Origin of the sequence: Coprococcus sp. RTP21428st1_C9_RTP21428_210409, assembly GCF_040227395.1 — a bacterium.
In the GTDB taxonomy this organism is placed as follows: domain Bacteria; phylum Bacillota; class Clostridia; order Lachnospirales; family Lachnospiraceae; genus Coprococcus; species Coprococcus aceti.
Genome location: NZ_JBEHVV010000033.1, coordinates 1 through 19,493, shown reverse-complemented (window position 1 = coordinate 19,493; position 19,493 = coordinate 1). Strand labels below are relative to the sequence as shown.

Below are 19,493 nucleotides of genomic sequence, written 5' to 3'. Positions count from 1 at the left end.
ATGGAGGGATGAACATGAACGGCTTACGTTTTTCAAGAAAACAGCTGGGCATCCCATACGCATTATTTCTCATATGCTTTGTAGTTGCACCACTGTTTGTAATTATTTATTATGCCTTCACCAACGGCGAGGGCAGGTTTACATTTGACAATCTGACGGGATTCTTTACCAGCCCGAACACCATAGGTACTCTGGCATACAGCTTTTTGCTTGCCATAGTGACTACTCTGGTGTGTCTGCTGCTGGCATATCCGATCGCATATATACTTGCGAGAAGTGAGATGAAAAGGAAATCGGTAATTGTCATGATGTTCGTGCTCCCGATGTGGATCAACTTCACACTGAGGATCACAGCACTCAAGGAGGTACTCACGGTTATAGAGGGCAATCTGGCATTCCACCCGTTTCTCAATTCGGTTATAGGAATGACATATGATTTCCTGCCATTTATGATACTTCCTATATACACAACCATATTGAAGCTTGACGGCAGCCTTATGGAGGCCGCTGTGGATCTTGGGGCAAATAGCTTCCAGACATTTGTCAAGGTCACACTTCCGCTCACCGTTCCGGGAATCGTCAGCGGAATAGTTATGGTATTTTTGCCATCTATGACTAACTATGTTGTGCTTGACATGCTTTACAACAGCACATACATCATGGGTAGTCTGATAGGAAGCTACTTCTCAGCATACAACTGGAACGGCGGTTCCATGATAGCACTCGTCCTTCTTGTGATAATACTTGTATTCACACTTGTGACAAACAAGTACACGGATGACGACAGCGGAAGCAGAGGAGGTGCGTTGTTATAATGAAGAAATGGTCTAAGATTATATTTATATGCATTATGCTTCTTCTCATATATATGCCTATATTGATACTGGCTGTTTACAGCTTTACAACATCGGCAAATATCGGAAGCATTCACGGATGGTCGCTTCACAATTATGTGACTTTGTTCACCAAGAACGAGCTGAGGTCAATGATCGTTGGAACTGTGCTTCTGGCTGCAGGTTCAGCACTGATAGCAACCATACTCGGAACACTCGGTGCCATAGGTGCTTTTTATTCAAAAAAATGGGCTTCAGCATCGATAAATGCCATGAATGAGGTGCCTGTTGTAAATGCAGATGTTGTGACAGGTTTCTCTATATGTATACTGCTCATAGTTGCATTTGGTATGAGCAAGGACAGCTATGTTCCACTTGTCATCGGCCATGTGGTTTTGTCGGCACCTTTCGTATATCTGTCAGTGGTGCCAAAGCTCAAGCAGATGGACAGCAGTCTGTATGAGGCTGCGTTAGATCTGGGAGCTACACCTTTCCAGGGACTCACAAAGGTAGTGATACCTCAGATACTTCCGGGTATTATTTCGGGATTTGCGCTGGCTGTTACACTGTCACTGGATGATTACTTCATCGCGACATACACCAAGCCTGCGACATTTGACACCATAAGTACTTACGTTGTAAATGCGACAAAGGGTTCACAGACGGAAGTTAAGACAGCCCTGTGGGCGCTCTCAACAGTCATTTTTGCACTGGTTGTCATAATCGTTGTGGCTATGAATGTGGCCGGAAGAAAGAAGGAGGTGGAGCGATGATAAGACATAGATGTTTTGGACGTTCGATTTCCAGAAAGCTGGCGGCAGCAGTCATGGCTGTTTCATTGCTTGCCGGACAGATGCTGCCGGTAATGGCAGCGGAGGATACAGGAGATGCTGCTTCTGTCAAGAGTGACGGCGCATCTGCTACTGAAAAAGAGGTCACTCTCAGGGTGTGCAGCTGGGAAGAGTACATTGACGAGGGTGGTTGGGATGAAGACGAAGCCCTGGAACTGGACAATGGAACAACTATATTTGGCGAGAATTCCATGGTGGAGGATTTCGAGAACTGGTATTACGAGAATTATGGTGTGAAGGTGAATGTTCAGTATTCGTGCTTCGGCACCAATGAGGATCTCTATAATATGCTGACTCTCGGCGATGTGTATGATCTTGTATGTCCTTCGGAGTACATGATCATGAAGCTTATGTCTGAGAACAAGCTTGAGCCTTTGTCCGATGACTTTTTCGATGAGAACAACGACAAGAATTATTATATAAATGGTGTGTCGCCATACATCAGAGATACATTTGAGACACATGAGATAAATGGAGAGACCTGGAGCAAATATGCAGCTGGCTTCATGTTTGGAATTACGGGAATTCTGTACAATCCAGAGAAGATGACCGCTGACGAGGCGGGAACATGGACAGTCCTCAACAACCCTAAGTTTGCAAAACAGATCACCATAAAAGACAATGTCAGAGATTCCTACTTTGCCGCAGTCGGAGCACTGCAGAGGGACAAGCTGATGGACACTGAATTCAGGACTCAGGATGATTACTCAGAGCAGCTCAAGGATATCATGAATGATGTCAGTCCTGAGACTATAGCAAAGTCACAGGATCTTCTTCAGGACATAAAGGATAATGTGTATTCATTTGAGACTGACAGCGGTAAGGCAGACATGATAACAGGAAAGGTTGTTGCGAATTACCAGTGGTCAGGAGATGCAGTTTATGCCATGGATCAGGCTGAGGAGGATGGTGTGAAGCTTGACTTTGCGGTCCCTGAGGAGTGCACAAATCTGTACTTTGACGGATGGGTTATGCTGAAGAATGGAATAGATGGTGACGCTGACAGAAAGCAGGCGGCCGAGGCGTTTATCAACTTCGTGTCAAGACCTGACAATGCAGTCCGCAACATGTATTACATTGGTTATACCTCAGTCATAGCAGGTGGGGATGACGATACGGTATATTCTTATCTGGATTACACTTATGGTGCAGAGGATGACGAGGAGGATGTTGTTGATTATCCACTTGGATATTTCTTCACAGGGGACAACTCAGATCCTGACTACGTGCTCAGAGCTCCTGCGGAACAGGTCGACAGACAGCTTGGGGCTCAGTATCCGTCACAGGACGCCATAGAGAGAAGTGCGGTCATGGAGTATTTCGATGAGGATGCCACCAAGGATATCAACCAGATGTGGATCAACATCAGATGCTACAATATCAAAGATGTGCCGACATGGGCATGGTTTATTGTGGCAGCGGTGATCGGTGCACTGGCCGGAGTGATCGTATATCATAAAAGGTCAAAGAAATTTTATCTTGGGAAATAGAATAATATAAAGTAAACGGCTGCCTTGATGGTATGTGGTTTTCGGTAAGAAAGGCCATATGCCATCGAGGCAGCCGTTTTAGTTTATGTGAGCGGCGAGGGAAAGGCTGCGTTGTTTCTGTGGTATTACAGCATCGAATAACCATAGCTGTTGACAATGGCTTCTATCTTCTTGCCGGCCTTACACATAGGGCACTCGTCAACGGAATAAGAAGCATAGTCGTCGATATCCTTCTTGCTGAACAGAGAGTGAACCTCGTGGCCTGCAACCTCGTCTGTAGCTGAGAAGATAGCTGATATTCCTGAGATGCTTCCACCGTAGTATTCAATACATTCGATGCTCTGCTTGATTGTCTTGCCGGTGGTTGCCGATGCAAGGAGAAGGAGAACGTTCTTGTTCTTGATCATTGGCTGAAGGTTATCACGGAATATGAGCTGGCCTGAAGAATGAACCTCAGGTGTCATGATGTATATGGTCTGGTGCTGGTTCATGGACACGATACCGTTCTCTGTGAGGGCATTTGCAAGGTAAGCACCGATAACCTCTGTTCCGTCCATGCAGACGATGGTGTCAACGATCGTTGTTGCAACATACTCTGTAGCCATGGATTTGGCAGCAGCGAGAGCCATCTTTCTTCTGCTTTTGATGGTTGTCATATCGATGTATCTGTTGATGTGGGAATGGTTAGTTGCAAAATGTCCGTCAACTACCTTGATGTCCAGTGCATTATTATAAGACGATGTGATCTTGGTTGTCATGTTTTCCATAGTTTAAATTCTCCTTTTCTATTATTATGTTGTCTGTAAATAAAACAGTAATTTCCTAGACTATTTCCAGCACGGTGTTGACCAGCAGGTCATCCTGTTTTGGATTCATAAAACAGAATCTTATGTATTTGTTGTCAAGTCCGCCTATATCAGCACAGCTTCGTATATAAAGACCCTTTGGCATGCAGTAATCCACCACATCACCCGCGGAAATAGCATCCCTCAGGATACGGATCAGTATGAAGTTGGCGGCCGGTTTGTACAGCTTGATCGACTTGTGGGTGGACAGTGCCGAGTACACAAGGTTGCGCTCGGTTCTGATGAGCTCTCTTGATTCGGCAATGTATTTTTCGTCGGTGAACATGGCAACCCCGGCGGCCTCCACAAGCTTGCCTATCGCAAATGGCAGTCCGGTGATCTCAAGTGTTTTCTTGAGAACAGGATTCGGTGTGATCATATATGCCAGCCTGAGTCCGGGAACTGAAAAAAATTTCGTTGTGTTTCGCAGCACGATAACATTCTCGTATTCCGATGTGAGAGGAATGGCAGAATTACTCTCCAGATCATCAACAAAATCCATGTATTCCTCGTCAACGACCATGGTTATGTTATTGCCATCGCATATCTTGGCTATAAATTCCAAAGACTCTGCATCGATTATCTGTGATGTTGTACCATTAGGATTCGATATAAATATAATATCGATGTCCTCTGACAACTTCGATATAAAATCTGCGATATCGAGGGTGAAATCCTCCTCCTCAGGTGTGGAGTAGTAGATTATCTCACAGCCGTTCATAGAGAGCAGCTTTTCGTAATTCTGTGCTCCAGGTGTTATCAGGATAGCTTTCTTAGGCGAGGTAAATTCGCACAGTATCTTGACAAATTCATAGGAGCTACCGCCGACGATTATGTCGTCTGTCTTTGCTCCGGAGTATGCGGATATGGCCTCCTTTAATTTCTTTGTGGTGTGATCAGGGTATACTGATAACTGACTCATGTTGTCCGCAATAGCTTTAGTAACAGATTCGGGAACTCCCAGTGGATTCATGTTAAGATCTGCACGAACAGTTTCGACCTGACTGAGGAGATTCTCTGTTTTTAGATTGATAACCCCATTTTTCATAAAAAAACCCCTTTTTCAGTTGTTTTAAGTTATTTTTCTGTATATATTGTTTAAAAAGAGACAATATTTTGTTATAATCTGAATATATGTCTTTTTGTCAATTATACCGATTGGAAGCTTCAAATACAACCACTATGAGTGATTTTTGACAAAAATACAATAGAAATAGATACAGGAGACCAGACGATGAAGGGAATAGTTGAACAGTATGCTCGTGGTGAGTTTAAGGTTGACAGACCAGCGGTAGCCATATCAGTCAGCAAGATAGAATTGAATATCGAGGCGGGAACTGTGTATGATGGAGAGTTTACAGTGGATTCTTCAAACAGTTGTGCAGTGAAACTGATGGTATACGACAGCCGCTATATACTGGATTTCAAGAGTCACACATTTGTGGGCAGGAAGAACAGAGTCAGCTATTCATTTGACGCCCGAGGAATCGAGCAAGGCAAATCCTTCAAGGGTCATATAAATATAATCACTGATGGGGGAGAGTTTATCATCCCTTATCATATAGCTATAGTCGCTCCATATATTCAGGTCGAGGGTAAGAAGCTCGAGGATCTGTTCCAGTTTGCAGCATATGCAGAGGAGAACTGGGAGGATGCCATAAGGATATTCGGAAGCGAGGATTTTGTACGCACTTTTATAGGCAGGGATGAAAAGCTTCAGAGGGTGTATGACACACTGGGAATGTCACTGTCCATAGGACAGGCCATGGAGGAATTCCTTGTGTATACACACAAGAAGAGGGCACTCACACTGTCCGTGGCTCAGAACGATCTGCTGGTTGAGATGCCATCCGAATTGGTCAGGGCATCGGTTACGATCACCAAGAACACCTGGGGTTACACGAATACCAAGATAGCATCGGACTGCGATTTCCTCATACCGGAGACCAGCGTGCTGAAGTGGAACAGCTTCGATGGCAACACATTTGACCTCAGTTTCCTCATAGATCCGCAGAAGATCCACGACGGGGAGTCATCGGGTTACATTTATATATGGAACACTTATCAGAATATGAGAATACAGGTGAGCATCAGAAAGCCTGAGGTCATCAAGATGACTCCAAAGAGCAGGCAGACGAGATTCACCATCAAGAGGGCGGAGGAGACTCTGATCCGTGCATATATTGACTTCAGAACGGACAAGATCGATCTGAAGAAGTACATAGCGGAGACCAGAGATGCCCTGAACACCCTTATAAAATACAGACCGGAGTATGGCATGTACAGGCTGGGACTGCTCCATATGCAGATCCTGGAGGGACACACGGAATTTGTCGAGCAGGAATTTCTGAGAATAGATGCGGATGCCAATTTCACAAGCATGGAGGACATGGAGAAGTGTTATCTCAGTTACCTGAAGTCGCTTCTGCGCAGGGAGAAGTTCATCATAGACAGAACTGCTGCCATGGTCAGAGAAAGATTTGAGGCAAATGACAAGAACAGGCTGTTCTATTTCTGGATACTGTTATTTGTGGATGTGAATTATACAGAGGACAAATGGGTTCTCTACGAGGATATACAGAAGCTGTTTAACTCAGGTGTAAACAGTCCGGTAATATACTTTGAGATATGCGACATGTTCAACAAGCAGCCTCTCATGATGAAGAAGATCGCACCGCTTGAGATCGCAGCCCTCAGATGGGGCATGAGAAATGAATTTGTTTCAGAGGATGTCATCGTGGAGTTTGTCAAGACTGCTTCGAGACAGAAGGATTTTGACGAGCAGGCATTTAAGATGCTTGAGCAGATATACGATATGAGGCATGACAGGACGACTCTGGATGCCATTTGTGGAATACTGATCAAGAATAAGATGTACGATCCGTGTTATCACAGATATTACAGTGACGCATCGGACAAGGATCTCAAGTATGTTGGCCTGAATGAATGCTTTATCAGGAGCATGGACAAAAACCACTACGATGAGATACCGGAGGCTATACTCAGATATTTCAGTTACAAGAACGTTTTGACGGACGAGGAGCTGGCATATATATATGCAAATGTCATCATGAACAAGGAGAACCAGAAGTCGGTGTACAGGGATTTTGTCCCTGCCATTGAGCGTTTCATGGAGAAGATGATACTTCAGGGAAATGTGAGCGATGACCTGACAGTCATATACGATGAATTCCTTGATCCTGATACGGTGAAACCGGAATTTGCCACAAAGCTCATCAACATAATATTCAAGAGAAAGTTCGTGTGTGATAATGAGAATATAACACACATACTGGTATCCCACAGTGAGCTTGGCGGAGAGGTCAAGGTTCCGGTGGTTAATGGTGAGGCATATGTAGAGATAATATCGCCGTCTGCCATAGTCACACTTCTGGATGACAACGGCGGCAGATATGTGAGCACCGTACAGTACAGAATGGAGAGAATCGTAGACGAGAGGAGCTATCTGGACATTTGTCACGAGTACAGTCCAAGGGATTACAGATACCTGTTGTTCCTCTACAACGATATAGATATATTTACACACAGGGATGCAAAGGAGATAAATCTTGCCAGAGATATCGCACTCTGCCCTGAGGTGAGCTACAGGGTGAGACAGGAAGCGCTTACCCATATGGTTGAGTATTATCATGAGAATTTCGATGCGGACATTCTCGGAAAATATTTGTCCAAGATAGATCTGGATTACGTGGATCCTTCATATGCTTCCAGGATAAATACATATTATATAGCTCTGGATATGTATGAGAATGCATTTGAGGGAATGTACAGATTTGGCTATGTGGATGTGGATATAGATGAGCTGATCAAGATAGCCGAGTTTGGAATCGATGACAAGAGATACGATGAGAGCAGGCTGCTCATATCCATATGCGTGTATATATACAGGAGAGGGTACGCCGGACAGAAGATACTGTCATATCTCATCAATAATTACAACGGATCACTCGAGGAGATGGCAAATCTCTTCAAGTCGGTCAATTCAAATTACAGAAATATTGATATGCTGTCTGAGAACATACTCGCACAGATGATGTTCGCGGACGGATATATAGAGTCCATATACGATATATTTGAGGTGTACTATCGCGGCCGCAGCCGAGGCATGGTGGTGAAAGCTTTCCTCAGATATTGCGCGCACCAGTATTTTATAAAGGATCAGAAGATCCCTTCATATATAATGGAGGATCTGTACAAGGAGATCGCCAAGGGCAATATAAAGGACGAGATATCCAGAATGAGCCTGCTGTATTATTTTAGCAACCGAAGTGGACGATACACTGAGGAGCAGCAGGAATGGATCAAGGCAAATGTAAAACAGTTTATAGAATACAGCAAGATACTTCCGTTCTTCAGAAAATTTGAGTCGATCGTAAAGCTGCCAGGGGATATGAGATTCAAGACATATGTCATATTCAAGGGTGAAAGCGGAAAGCAGGTATGGGTCAGCTACAGCTTTGGACAGGAGAGCAGCAGTATGGCAAACTACAAATCCGAGAGGATGAATGAGATAATTCCGGGAGTGTATGTTAAGGAAGTTGTCGTATTCCACGGAGAGTCGCTTGTCTACTCCATCGATGGAGTGGTTGGAACTTCAGTCGTGGTTGAGAGCGACATACTCAAAAATGAGACATTCCATAAGGATGGAAGCAGCAGCTTTGAACTTATCAATAGCATGCTGGTTAGCCAGGAGACAAGAAATGACCATGAGCTCATACAGGCAATGGACACATATCTGTACAACAGCCATTTCTTCGACGCCAATTTGATGTTGCTTTAACTTTTTGATTTTTCACAAGGAGGGGCATAATTTATGTCTGACACACAGTTATATCTGGGTCTGGATCTTGGCCCGGAATATACACAGCTTAGTTATTATAATGTTGACACGCGGGAGCCGGAATCGGTGTACCACAAGGAGGCGAGGGATACATATATGCTCCCTAACATCATGTTCTACAGCGCGTACAACAAAAAGTCGGATGACGGACAGAGTGAAGCTTACAAGTTCATAGATCTGGCGGGCTGGTGTGCAGGGGCGAAGGCTTCAGCCTGCAGGTTCGAGGAAAATGGAACGGTTGTGGATCAGGTGTATGAGCGTACCCTGAGAAATGAGAATATAGAAGTTGCGGGGCGTAATTATAAGGCGGGAGATCTTCTTGTGAAGATGATGATACTGCATATAAGACAGTTTACCGAGCAGTTTGAGGGTTTTGTGATAAAGAAACTGACAGTCACAGTGGCTGACACAGATCCGCGCATCATAGCTGCAGTCAGAGGACTTAAGTCGGCACTCCGTCTGACCCATGACCAGTTTAATATAGTGAGCCATCTGGACAGTGGCCTGTGCTATATATTTGCACAGCCTGAGCCGCTCAGGAATAACAGCGTGGGACTGTTTGATTTCGGCAGGAGCGGGCTGGATTTTTACAGGATAGATATGACAAGGAAATATCCTTTGATAGTGACCGTTGAGCATGTGAACTTCCATGACAGGATGAACATGAAAAGATTTGGAAAATACCATGAGGATATGGATGAGGCATTTGCGGATATAGTTAAGGAATGTATGTCACAGGTGTTTATATCCTCTGTATTCCTCACGGGAATAGGATTTGCTGACAACTGGATGAAGCAGTCGGCGGCGGTCCTGTGTCAGGGCAGAAGGGTATTTGTTGGACAGAATATATATACAAAGGGTGCATGTTACAGATCGCTTGGCGGTGTGTACACGGAGGCGCTCAGCAGATATTTTATAGATACGGAGCAGACGGTCAAGACAAATATCGGAATAAATCTCATGGATGAGAAGAAGACGTTCTGGCCGATAGCATACGGCGGGCTTGAGTGGTTCAACACCCGCGGAAGCATAGAGGTATTCCTCGACAACACAAGAAGGATACAGATCGTATACCAGGATATACTGACTGAGGAAGAATGGCGGGAGACTGTGGAGATATACGGACTTCCGGCGAGACCAAAGAAGACGACAAAGCTGTCGATATCCGTGGAGTATTATGGTGCGGATAAGGGCGCGATAGTCATCCGTGATCTTGGATTTGGAAGTTTGTATCCTACCACAAATAAGATATACAGAAAAGAATTTGATATAGGAGCCATCAGGAGAAAGCATGCGGAGAAGCTTGAGGCGGCACGAAGGGAAGAGGAGCTCAGGATACGCATGGGTGACACCGAGGAACTGAGAGGCGAAGATCCGGCGGTGGAGCATGGTAATGCAAAGACGGTGGAAGCCGAGCCGGAGGTACATGAAGAGCCTGTGGTATATTACGGAACAGCGTCACCTGTGGAGCCGGAGACTGTGGAAGAGCCGGATGATTTCGGAACGGAAGCAGAGGATGTTGTGGAAGAGATTGACGACGATGCGGGGGATATGACGGAGGCTGAAGAGTTAGAAGATGATGCGGTCTCTGATCCTGAGAACATTTCAGATGAAATTGATGATGACGAAACGGAATCAGTGGATGCTGCATATGAGGTAGATGATGACGAAACGGAATCTGTGGATGCTGCATATGAGGTAGATGATGACGAATCAGAATCAGATGACATTACAGACGATGCAGATGACAGCAAGACTGAGATCGACGAGTCAGAGCCGGACGATGAAGAAACCATAGATGAAGAGGATCTGGATGACGAAGATTCCGATGAGTATGAGCAGAGTGCGTTCAGCATCCCGTCATACCTCAGAGGACAGCATTTTGATCCGGGAGAGTGATACACATATGAGTGGAATTATTATTTGTAAGACAAAGACAGCGGACAATCCGTACACATTCCTCAATACGAAGATAACCATATATTCATATGAGGAGCTGTGCTACTACATATTCAACAATATGGTGCTCATAGGTAAAGACGACCTTGCGGACAGACTCAGCACCTGGCTGAGAACGGCCATAGACATGGAGGATCTTGCAGACAAGATAGACGCGCTCAATGCCAAGAATGCGTATATCCAGGATATCATGGTGGAGATACTTACATTTGGTGAGTTCTACAGCAAGGATGAAGTGAAGGAATTCATGGACGAGTGCAAGAGAATCAGGACTCTCAAGCCGTATGAGCTGGACAAGAAGAGAGCTGACAGCTACATGATGTACAAGCATTACATCAAGGCTGACGCCATATACGATGACATCATAGAGTACAAGGAGTCACATGGTGAGTACGATGAGTTCCTTGGAAATATATATCACAACAAAGGCGTTGCGCTGGCGGGCAATCTTCAGCTTGAGGAGGCAAAGGATGCTTTCATCAGAGCATTTGCGCTGAATAAGAACAATGAGTCATTGATAGAATACTTCTGTGTAATGGCGGTGACAGTGGACACGGCGACACTCCAGAGGGAGATAAGAAAGCGCGGTATGCCGGCCGGATTCCTGGACGATCTGATGAACGAGATCGCTGATTCAAAGGAGGATGTACATGAGATGTCCATATACAACAAAGTCCAGAAGGCTGTGTACAACAGAATGCACGGAGACATAGAGGACTATGACAGGCGTATGAATTCCATCCTGAGTGCACTCAAGGATCAGTTCAGAAACCAGATAGGATGACTTTGTGCTTGACGTACAGCCAGCCTATGTTGTACTATCACAATGAATAAAGAAGATATATGCAAATGCTGTGACGAAGAGGAGTAGCATGTGGAGTCAGACAGAGAGAATGGTTCGTGGGCTGTGAGACCGTTCCTGACAGAGACTTGTGAAGGTAGCTTCTGAGCTGCATGGCTGAAAGATCATGATAAGGATAGGCCATGCCGGGGCGTTCCCGTTATAGGATAAGATGAGATACAAAACAAGGTGGTAACGCGAATATTTACTCGCCCTTCTGACAGAATGTCCGGAGAGCGGGTTTTTTTGTGAAAAATTTTGTAAAAGTATATATCAACATGTAAGAGATCAGGAAGAATAGAAAGGAAGAATGAGATGAAAGAGTTAGAGAAGACATATGATCCTTCCCAGATAGAGGACAGACTCTACAGAAAGTGGGAGGAGAAGAAGTATTTCCACGCAGAGGTTGACAGGAGCAAGAAGCCATTTACGATCGTAATGCCACCTCCAAATGTAACAGGACAGCTCCACATGGGACATGCCTTGGACAATACAATGCAGGATATACTTATCAGATTCAAGAGAATGCAGGGCTACTCAGCACTGTGGCAGCCTGGTACAGACCACGCAGCCATCGCAACCGAGGTCAAGGTTACAGAGAAGCTGAAGGAGCAGGGAATAGATAAGAAAGAGATCGGCCGTGAGGAGTTCTTAAAGCATGCATGGGCATGGAAGGAAGAGTACGGCAACCGTATCGTGAGCCAGCTCAAGAAGATGGGTTCATCCGCTGACTGGGACAGAGAGAGATTCACCATGGACGAGGGATGTTCCAAGGCAGTCAAGGAAGTATTTGTAAGACTGTACGAGAAAGGCTACATCTACAAGGGCTCAAGGATCATCAACTGGTGTCCTGTATGTAAGACTTCCATATCAGATGCTGAGGTTATACATGAGGAGCAGGACGGATTCTTCTGGCATATCAACTATCCTGTAGTTGGAGAGCCTGGAAGATTTGTGGAGATAGCAACCACAAGACCGGAGACACTTCTCGGAGATACAGCCGTTGCAGTAAATCCTGACGATGAGAGATACACAGATATAGTAGGAAAGATGCTGGAGCTGCCACTTACAGACAGACAGATCCCGGTTATCGCAGATCCATATGTTGACAAGGAGTTTGGAACAGGATGTGTAAAGATCACACCTGCACATGACCCTAACGACTTCGAGGTTGGAAAGCGTCACAATCTTGAGGAGATAAATATACTGAACGATGATGCAACCATAAATGAGCTCGGAGGCAAGTATGCAGGCATGGACCGCTACGAGGCAAGAAAGCAGATGGTGGCAGACCTTGACGCACTGGGACTTCTCGTAAAGGTAGTTCCACACAGCCACAACGTAGGAACACATGACAGATGTAAGACAACTGTAGAGCCTATGATCAAGCCTCAGTGGTTCGTCCGCATGAAGGAGATGGGTCAGGCTGCGCTTGACATCATCAAGACCGATGAGCTCTCATTTGTGCCTGAGCAGTTCGACAAGACATACATCCACTGGCTTGAGAATATCCGTGACTGGTGTATATCAAGACAGCTTTGGTGGGGACACAGAATCCCTGCATGGTACTGTGACGAGTGCGGCGAGACCATCGTCAGCCGTGAGACACCTACAGTATGTCCAAAGTGCGGATGCACACATCTCACACAGGATGAGGATACGCTCGATACATGGTTCTCATCTGCACTGTGGCCATTTTCAACACTTGGCTGGCCGGATAAGACACCTGAGTATGAATACTTCTATCCTACAAGCGTGCTTGTAACCGGATACGACATCATATTCTTCTGGGTAATCCGTATGGTATTCTCAGCACTTGAGCAGACAGGCAAGAGCCCGTTCAAGCATGTGCTGATCCACGGACTTGTAAGAGACGACCAGGGACGTAAGATGAGTAAGTCACTTGGAAATGGTATTGACCCGCTTGAGGTTATAGATAAGTACGGTGCAGACGCCCTTCGTCTGACACTTATAACAGGAAATGCTCCTGGAAACGACATGCGTTTCTACTGGGAGAGAGTTGAGAATTCCAGAAACTTTGCAAATAAGATCTGGAACGCAACACGTTTCATCATGATGAACATGGAGAAGGCAGATTTCACAAATGTGAAGCTGTCAGACCTGACAATAGCTGACCGCTGGATCCTGTCCAAGGTCAACACACTTGCAAAAGAGATGACAGACAACATGGAGAAGTTCGAGCTTGGTATCGCTGTATCCAAGGTATACGACTTCATTTGGGAGGAGTTCTGTGACTGGTATATCGAGATGGTTAAGCCTCGTCTCTACAACGATGAGGATGAGACAAAGGCAGCAGCACTCTGGACACTTAAGACAGTTCTGATCCAGGCACTTAAGCTTCTTCATCCATACATGCCATTCATCACAGAGGAGATCTTCTGCAACATTCAGGACGAGGAGGAGTCGATCATGATCTCCAAGTGGCCTGAGTACACAGACGAGTGGAACTTTGAGGCTGACGAGGCCGCTGTTGACACTATCAAGGCAGCAGTCCGTGCCATCAGAAACCTTCGTACAGGAATGAACGTACCACCTAGCAGAAAGGCAAAGGTATATGTCGTATCTGCAAAGGAGGACGTGAGACATATATTTGAGTCATCAAAGAGCTTCTTTGCCACACTGGGTTATGCCAGCGAGGTACACGTTCAGGAGGACAAGACAGGAATCGATGAGAATGCAGTATCAACACTGATCCACGATGCCGCTGTATACATTCCTCTTGAGGAGCTTGTGGATATCGACAAGGAGATCGAGCGACTTGAGAAGGAGGCTGCTAAGCTTGCCGGAGAGATCAAGCGTGCATCAGGAATGCTTGCAAATCCAAAGTTCGTTGACAAGGCCCCAGCCGCAAAGGTTGAGGAGGAGAAGGCAAAGCTTGCCAAGTACACTGAGATGTCTGAGCAGGTTGCCGAGCGTCTTGCACAGCTTAAGAAGTAATTATAAGGTCCCGACAGACGGAATTGGCTTTTCGCCTGCCGGGATCTTCGTTTTTATTGTGTCGATGAGACATTTCCTTCATATCATATAACAGAAGAGGTTTTTCTGTCGGTATGAAGGAGGTGGAGAAATGGGATTCACAAGTATTCCCATACGCAACATCATACGTGAAGCTGTTGCAAGGGGCGGCATAATAGTGGATGTCAGGGACCGCGATGAATTTCTGGAGGGACACATCCCCATGGCGGTAAATATTCCATTTGAGTTGATAGAAGCGGGGGAGTATACTCTTCCCAAAAGCAAATATCTGCTGGTATACTGTGCTCATGGGGTGAGCAGCATGAAGGCTGCGCTCATCATGAGCGAGGATGGATACAGAGTTATCAACACGGTGGGAGGCCTGGCGCAGTACAGAGGCCCGCTCACAAGACAGCGATAGAACAAATATACAACCCACAGAAAGGGCAGGAAATGAGTAGAGTAGAACTTATAGCTCCATGTCATTTTGGACTGGAGTCGGTACTGAAAAAAGAAATACTTGATCTTGGATACGAGATAGTCCAGGTGGAGGACGGAAGGATCACATTTGCCGGAGACGAGAGTGCGATTGCAAGGGCAAATATTTTTATAAGGACAGCCGAGCGTATCATGCTCAAATGTGGCAGCTTCAAGGCCGCCACATTTGACGAGCTGTTCGAGGGAACAAAGGCCATCGCCTGGGAGAAGTATCTGACAAGGGATGCAAAATTCTGGGTGTCCAAGGCGACGTCAAACAAGAGTGCACTCTTCAGTCCATCGGATATACAGTCCATAGTCAAGAAGGCTATGGTTGAGAGACTGAAGCAGACATACAGAGTGTCATGGTTCACGGAGGATGGCGCAAGCTATCCGGTGAGAGTATTTATATTCAAGGATATAGTGACCATAGCACTTGACACGTCAGGTGTGTCACTTCACAAGAGGGGATACAGAAAGCTGGTTGGAAAGGCTCCTATATCGGAGACGCTGGCGTCCGCGCTGATCATGCTCACGCCGTGGCACAGGGACAGAGTCCTTGTAGATCCGTTCTGCGGAAGTGGAACATTTCCGATAGAGGCTGCCATGATAGGCGCACACATCGCACCGGGAATGGACAGGGAGTTCACGGCCCAGGAGTGGTCCAAGATCTGTGACAAGAAGATATGGTACAATGCGGTGGATGAGGCTCATGATCTCATAGACCACGATGTGAAGATGAACATACAGGGATATGATCTGGATGGCGATATGGTGAAGTGTGCCATGGAGAATGCCAGGGCAGCAGGAGTGGAGCAGCACATCCATTTTCAGCAGAGGGATGTGAAGGATCTGAGGAATCCGAAGAAGTATGGATTTATAATCACAAATCCACCTTACGGAGAGAGACTTGAGGAGAAGGAGGCTCTGCCTGAGCTGTACAGGACCATCGGCGAGAGCTATAGGAATCTTGATGACTGGTCAATGTTCCTCATCACATCGTATACGGATGCGGAGAAGTATATCGGCAGAAAGGCCGACAGAAACCGCAAGATATACAACGGAATGATAAAATCATATTTCTATCAGTTTATGGGACCGAAGCCGCCTAAACGAAGGAGAGAAGAAGCTTGAAGAAATTTGTATATATAATTCTGATCCTTGCCATAGGTGCTCTGGCGTATTACGGAACAAAGGAGCCGTCGGGACGTCTGGAGAAGAACGAGGAGGATCAACACGCAGTTTCCGGCATGTCTGAGAAGCTTGCGGGCGATTACAATGAAGCGGGACTCACACTGTATGTAAATGGCAGTGAGGTGGAAGAGGACGAGTACAAGCCGTATGTAAGCAATAATCTTCACCTTATGATGCCGCTGAAGATGCTCAAGGATAAGATGAAGTGCACATACATAGAGTATGTGAATGGCAGTATCGTGATCAAGAGGAATGAAGGAGTCGCCAGACTGGTGCTTGATTCCCAGGATGCAGAGCTGGACGGCAAGGACGTGAAGATCGCGGATGCGCCGATAAAGAAGGATGACGAGACATTTGTCCCTATAGAGTATATAGCGGACACGCTCGACTATACATGTGAGTACAATTATGACACAGGCCGTGTATCCCTGCAGAAGGTCGGTGAGGACAGTAAGCTGCCGGCCGCCTACGACATGAGAAAAGAGGGCAGGGTCACAGAGGTCAGAGACCAGGGAGACTCGGGAACATGCTGGGCATTTGCGTCGCTGGCTGCGCTTGAGACAACTCTTATGCCGGATGAAAAGCTGCAGTTCTCTGTGGATAACATGACCATGAACAACGGATTTGGCGTTGAACAGTTTGAGGGTGGCCAGTACAGGATGAGTATTGCATATCTTGCATCCTGGAAGGGACCGGTTCTCGAGAAGGATGATCCGTACGGGGATGACAAGACGAACTCCAAGCTTAAGGCCGTGAAGCATTTGCAGGAGGCGGAGATAATTGACGACAAGAATCTGAAGGCTGTGAAAGAGGCAGTGTACACCAAGGGCGGTGTGGAGACTGCGATATACAGCGATATGATAGATGCCGACAGCAGCTCGGAGTATTACAACGAGGAGACTCATGCGTACTATTATGATGGTTCAGAGGGAATCAACCACGATGTGGTAATAGTAGGATGGGATGACAATTACAGCAAGAACAACTTTAACAAGGCGCCGAAGAAAGATGGTGCTTTTATCTGTAAGAACAGTTGGGGAACCGAATTTGGCGAGGATGGATATTTCTATATATCCTACTATGATGCGCATATTTGCGAGACCAGTGTTGTGTACACCAGACTTGAGGGCGCAGACAACTACGATAAGATATACCAGTCGGACAAGCTGGGCTGGGTCGGAGTCCTTGGATTTGACCAGGAGGATGCCTACTTTGCAAATGTTTACACGGCAGGCAAGAGCGAGGAGCTCAAGGCTGTGTCATTCTATGCTACTGATGCAAAGACGACATATGAAGTATATGTGGCTACAAATTTTGAGGACACTGACGATCTGGCAAATAAGAAGCTTGTCGCGTCAGGCGAGATGGAGTACGCAGGATACTACACGGTCAACCTGGATGATGTGGTCAAGCTCCCGGATGAAAAGAAATTTGCGGTCATAGTACATATAACCACGCCGGGCAGCAAATACCCGATAGCCATAGAGTATGATGCGGATTCCATGACCGACAGCTTTGACATCTCCGACGGAGAAGGCTATATAAGTCTGTATGGAAATCAGTGGTACAGTGCGGAAAAAGAGAGAAAATGTAACGTCTGCCTCAAGGCATTTACGGATAAGACAGAATAAACAGGAAGTGTATGTAAGCTGTGGGAAAGGAGAACTATTATGGACAAGCTGATATTTGCAACGGGAAATGAAGGAAAGATGAAGGAGGTCCGCATGATACTTGCTGACCTCGGATTTGAGATACAGTCCATGAAGGAGGCTGGGATCGATATAGACATAGTGGAGGACGGACAGACATTTGAGGAGAATGCTCTGATCAAGGCGAGAGCCATCAGCAAGGAGAGCGGATGCCTGGTGCTTGCGGATGACTCAGGACTTGAGGTCGATTACATGGACAAGGCGCCTGGAATATACAGCGCAAGATTTCTTGGTGAGGACACATCGTACAGGATAAAGAACCAGTACATAATAGACAAGCTGGCCGGGGTTCCAGATCCTGAGAGGACAGCAAGATTCGTGTGCGCTATAGCAGCAGTGTTCCCAGATGGAAGCGAGTACACAGAGCGCGGAACCATAGAGGGAATCATAGGCTACGAGGAGCGCGGCGAGAACGGTTTCGGGTATGACCCTATATTTTACCTTCCAGAGCTGGGCAAGACCACTGCGGAGCTTGATCCTGAGGAGAAGAACAAGATCAGTCACAGGGGAAATGCACTGAGACTGATGAAGAACGTCATCAGAGCGCACAGGGAGAGTAAGTGAGAATCAGGAATAAATCAGTTAATGATCAGTGGGATCGATGGATTCTCGTTAGGAGGAATAGATGAAAGTACTGATAATAAGTGACACTCATGGCAAGAGTAGCTGCTTAAAACAGATACACGATATAGTTGGCGACGTGGACATGCTGATACATCTCGGAGATGTTGAGGGAGATGAAAAGCTGATACATGACCTGTTTGACTGTGAGATCCACATGGTGAGGGGCAACTGCGATTACAACCCGGAGCTCCCGATATATGACGAATTCAACATCGGAGACAAGAAGGCATTTATAACCCATGGACACAGGTACAGTGTGAACAGCGGAATCTCCTATCTGGAGGAACTCATAGATCTGGAGGGATATGACTTCGTGATGTATGGACATACACACCGCCGTGACCTGACGTGCTACAAGGATTCATACATTGTCAATCCGGGAAGTCTGGCTCTGCCGAGGGACAACCGGATTGGAACGTATATGCTGCTTGATTTTGACCAGCACGGAACGCCGTTTTTTGCACAGAATGAGCTGCCGAGGGTTGAGTCGAATGTGTCAAGTTTTCGAAGAAAATTTGACATGTAGCATCAGCCCTGCCGAAGGCAGCTTTAAATGGCTGATGTTCCATACCGGAGGAGAAGAAGAGGAAGAAGTTTTTTGAGGATCTGTGGGGATAGGGCAGACCGTTCCAGAAAAATAAATAAGGATTGGAAATAGAATGAAGAAACACGATATAGTTGAAGGTGTGATAGACACATATGAGTTCCCGAACAAGGGAAGTTTTCATATGGATGACAGAAAAGTTACAGTGAAGGGCGCAATAAAAGGTCAGAAAGTGAGCTGCCGTATAACCAAGCTGAAGAAGGGCAAGGCGGACGGAAGGCTCCTTGAG

General features: G+C 46.1%; 14 protein-coding genes and 1 other annotated feature. Of the genes, 12 read left to right on the top strand and 2 right to left on the bottom strand.

What is annotated here, in order from left to right:
• The first annotated feature begins 14 nt into the window (after positions 1 to 14).
• Genes ABUA34_RS08040 through ABUA34_RS08030 form a run of 3 tightly spaced genes read left to right on the top strand, consistent with a single transcriptional unit; the run spans position 15 to position 3,174 of the window.
• Positions 15 to 815 (top strand): ABC transporter permease, encoded by an 801-nt coding sequence (locus ABUA34_RS08040; protein WP_238051236.1) that lies wholly within the window; start codon positions 15 to 17, stop codon positions 813 to 815.
• Entirely contained in the window at positions 815 to 1,606 is a 792-nt protein-coding gene (locus ABUA34_RS08035; protein ID WP_349823131.1) for an ABC transporter permease, read from the top strand. Before ABUA34_RS08040 ends, ABUA34_RS08035 begins: the two co-directional genes overlap by 1 nt.
• A complete protein-coding gene (locus ABUA34_RS08030) occupies positions 1,603 to 3,174 on the top strand; it encodes an extracellular solute-binding protein (protein WP_055146255.1) in 1,572 nt (523 codons plus the stop codon). Before ABUA34_RS08035 ends, ABUA34_RS08030 begins: the two co-directional genes overlap by 4 nt.
• Before the next feature lie 125 nt (positions 3,175 to 3,299).
• Here the strand turns inward: ABUA34_RS08030 and ABUA34_RS08025 are convergent, their stop codons facing one another.
• Both ABUA34_RS08025 and ABUA34_RS08020 read right to left on the bottom strand, forming a co-directional pair.
• Positions 3,300 to 3,941 carry a phosphoribosyltransferase gene (locus ABUA34_RS08025; RefSeq protein WP_022217543.1) on the bottom strand — a complete coding sequence of 214 codons (642 nt, stop codon included), beginning with the start codon at positions 3,939 to 3,941 and terminating at the stop codon, positions 3,300 to 3,302.
• Between the two features lie 55 nt (positions 3,942 to 3,996).
• The gene (locus tag ABUA34_RS08020; RefSeq protein ID WP_161171515.1) at positions 3,997 to 5,067 is read right to left on the bottom strand and encodes a pyridoxal phosphate-dependent aminotransferase; all 1,071 of its coding nucleotides are present in this window, start codon (positions 5,065 to 5,067) and stop codon (positions 3,997 to 3,999) included.
• Positions 5,068 to 5,253: 186 nt separating this feature from the next.
• Between ABUA34_RS08020 and ABUA34_RS08015 the strand changes: the two genes are divergently transcribed.
• The 9 genes from ABUA34_RS08015 (at position 5,254) to ABUA34_RS07975 (ending at position 19,186) form a co-directional block, all read left to right on the top strand.
• Positions 5,254 to 8,820, top strand: coding sequence for a DUF5717 family protein (locus ABUA34_RS08015; protein ID WP_161171516.1), 3,567 nt, complete (start codon positions 5,254 to 5,256; stop codon positions 8,818 to 8,820).
• A 33-nt stretch (positions 8,821 to 8,853) separates the two neighbouring features.
• Positions 8,854 to 10,779 (top strand): DUF5716 family protein, encoded by a 1,926-nt coding sequence (locus ABUA34_RS08010; RefSeq protein ID WP_238051249.1) that lies wholly within the window; start codon positions 8,854 to 8,856, stop codon positions 10,777 to 10,779.
• Between the two features lie 7 nt (positions 10,780 to 10,786).
• A complete protein-coding gene (locus ABUA34_RS08005; RefSeq protein ID WP_015534255.1) occupies positions 10,787 to 11,623 on the top strand; it encodes a hypothetical protein in 837 nt (278 codons plus the stop codon).
• A 61-nt stretch (positions 11,624 to 11,684) separates the two neighbouring features.
• Positions 11,685 to 11,900: a binding site (T-box leader), on the top strand.
• Positions 11,901 to 11,995: 95 nt separating this feature from the next.
• A complete protein-coding gene (locus ABUA34_RS08000; protein WP_022217547.1) occupies positions 11,996 to 14,638 on the top strand; it encodes a valine--tRNA ligase in 2,643 nt (880 codons plus the stop codon).
• A 130-nt stretch (positions 14,639 to 14,768) separates the two neighbouring features.
• Positions 14,769 to 15,077 carry a rhodanese-like domain-containing protein gene (locus ABUA34_RS07995; protein ID WP_022217548.1) on the top strand — a complete coding sequence of 103 codons (309 nt, stop codon included), beginning with the start codon at positions 14,769 to 14,771 and terminating at the stop codon, positions 15,075 to 15,077.
• Positions 15,078 to 15,109: 32 nt separating this feature from the next.
• A complete protein-coding gene (locus ABUA34_RS07990; protein WP_015534252.1) occupies positions 15,110 to 16,267 on the top strand; it encodes a THUMP domain-containing class I SAM-dependent RNA methyltransferase in 1,158 nt (385 codons plus the stop codon).
• Entirely contained in the window at positions 16,264 to 17,958 is a 1,695-nt protein-coding gene (locus ABUA34_RS07985; protein ID WP_022217549.1) for a lectin like domain-containing protein, read from the top strand. The genes ABUA34_RS07990 and ABUA34_RS07985 overlap by 4 nt, the downstream gene beginning before the upstream one ends.
• A gap of 39 nt (positions 17,959 to 17,997) precedes the next feature.
• On the top strand, positions 17,998 to 18,600 hold the full coding sequence (locus ABUA34_RS07980; protein WP_022217550.1) for an XTP/dITP diphosphatase: 603 nt from the start codon (positions 17,998 to 18,000) through the stop codon (positions 18,598 to 18,600).
• 61 nt (positions 18,601 to 18,661) lie between these two features.
• On the top strand, positions 18,662 to 19,186 hold the full coding sequence (locus tag ABUA34_RS07975) for a YfcE family phosphodiesterase (RefSeq protein ID WP_055146265.1): 525 nt from the start codon (positions 18,662 to 18,664) through the stop codon (positions 19,184 to 19,186).
• Positions 19,187 to 19,493 lie beyond the last annotated feature (307 nt).

Coding starts and splice junctions, on each gene's coding strand:
- ABUA34_RS08015 (WP_161171516.1), top strand. CDS start 5,254: ATGAAGGGAATAGTTGAACAGTATGCTCGTGGTGAGTTTAAGGTTGAC.
- ABUA34_RS08025 (WP_022217543.1), bottom strand. CDS start 3,941: ATGGAAAACATGACAACCAAGATCACATCGTCTTATAATAATGCACTG.
- ABUA34_RS08035 (WP_349823131.1), top strand. CDS start 815: ATGAAGAAATGGTCTAAGATTATATTTATATGCATTATGCTTCTTCTC.
- ABUA34_RS07980 (WP_022217550.1), top strand. CDS start 17,998: ATGGACAAGCTGATATTTGCAACGGGAAATGAAGGAAAGATGAAGGAG.
- ABUA34_RS08040 (WP_238051236.1), top strand. CDS start 15: ATGAACGGCTTACGTTTTTCAAGAAAACAGCTGGGCATCCCATACGCA.
- ABUA34_RS08010 (WP_238051249.1), top strand. CDS start 8,854: ATGTCTGACACACAGTTATATCTGGGTCTGGATCTTGGCCCGGAATAT.
- ABUA34_RS08000 (WP_022217547.1), top strand. CDS start 11,996: ATGAAAGAGTTAGAGAAGACATATGATCCTTCCCAGATAGAGGACAGA.
- ABUA34_RS08020 (WP_161171515.1), bottom strand. CDS start 5,067: ATGAAAAATGGGGTTATCAATCTAAAAACAGAGAATCTCCTCAGTCAG.
- ABUA34_RS08030 (WP_055146255.1), top strand. CDS start 1,603: ATGATAAGACATAGATGTTTTGGACGTTCGATTTCCAGAAAGCTGGCG.
- ABUA34_RS07975 (WP_055146265.1), top strand. CDS start 18,662: ATGAAAGTACTGATAATAAGTGACACTCATGGCAAGAGTAGCTGCTTA.
- ABUA34_RS07990 (WP_015534252.1), top strand. CDS start 15,110: ATGAGTAGAGTAGAACTTATAGCTCCATGTCATTTTGGACTGGAGTCG.
- ABUA34_RS08005 (WP_015534255.1), top strand. CDS start 10,787: ATGAGTGGAATTATTATTTGTAAGACAAAGACAGCGGACAATCCGTAC.
- ABUA34_RS07995 (WP_022217548.1), top strand. CDS start 14,769: ATGGGATTCACAAGTATTCCCATACGCAACATCATACGTGAAGCTGTT.